Source organism: Acinetobacter sp. 228 (genome assembly GCF_048147885.1).
Genome location: NZ_JAYWYV010000415.1, coordinates 1 through 1184, shown reverse-complemented (window position 1 = coordinate 1184; position 1184 = coordinate 1). Strand labels below are relative to the sequence as shown.

At 38.9% G+C, this 1184-nt stretch carries 1 protein-coding gene; it reads left to right on the top strand.

Translation table 11 applies throughout. The features are described 5' to 3' along the window. On the top strand, positions 1-1154 hold a 1154-nt coding region (locus tag VXQ92_RS19485), incomplete at its 5' end, for a sigma-54-dependent transcriptional regulator (protein WP_416682902.1). Positions 1155-1184: the final 30 nt, after the last annotated feature.

The following is a 1184-nucleotide window of genomic DNA, read 5'->3' as shown; positions in this document are numbered from 1 at the left end:
CCATTGCAGTTTTAACTGCCTACGGCAATATGGATATTGCAATTGCAGCATTAAAAGCAGGCGCTTTTGATTTTGTAAGCAAACCAGTCAACCAAGTACATCTAGATCAATTATTACAAAAAGCCTTGAATCGGCAAAAAGTAGAGTCTGATTTTGCCGAGAGTGCTTTAGAAAACAAATTATTAATCGGTTGTTCTCTGCCTATTCAACAATTACGCATCGCAATTAAAAAAATTGCTCGCTCTCAAGCACCGGTATTTGTTACCGGTGAGTCTGGAACAGGTAAAGAAGTAGTTGCTAACTTAGTTCATCGGCTGAGTAACCGTAGTGAAGGCCCTTTTATTGCAATTAACTGCGGTGCCATTCCAACCGAACTCATGGAAAGTGAGCTTTTTGGGCATAAAAAAGGGAGCTTTACCGGAGCAACTCAAGATAAACAAGGCCTCATTTTATCGGCACACGGTGGCAGTTTATTTTTAGATGAAATTGCCGAATTACCTTTAAGTATGCAGGTCAAACTGCTCCGCGCAGATCAGGAAATCGATGTTGATTTCCGTGTGATTAGTGCAAGTCATCAAGACTTAGATTTATTAGTTCGACAGGGCAAATTCCGTCAAGATTTATTCTTCCGTATTCACGTTATGGACCTCATATTGCCACCTCTACGTGAACGTGGCGAAGATGTCCTTTTACTGGCCAATCACTTTATTCAGAAAATTTGTATGGAGTGGGAAACGACACCTAAACAATTAACAGAAGCGGCCAAAACTTATCTGCTACAGCAACACTTTCCGGGTAATGTTCGTGAATTAAGAAATATGATTGAGCGCGCAATTACCTTAAGTGAAGATACCACTATAGATGTATCTCATTTACATCCTGCTCCACTAAGAGCAAATATTTCTAATCCTTTTGCTTCGGTTGCTCAAAGCATACAAACAACTCTGTCAGCTCCTCAAGTCGTAAAAAAATTACCAAGTGAAGGCTTAGAACGTTATTTAGAAAATATTGAAAAAGATATTTTACTCAATGCACTCAATATGACTCATTGGAATCGTACCTTAGCAGCTAAAAAATTAGGAATGACTTTCCGCTCTTTACGCTATCGTCTGAAAAAATTTGGCTTAGATACGGAGACAGAACAGGAAGTATAAAATTTACTTTCTTTTTAGAAGGAGATCGGC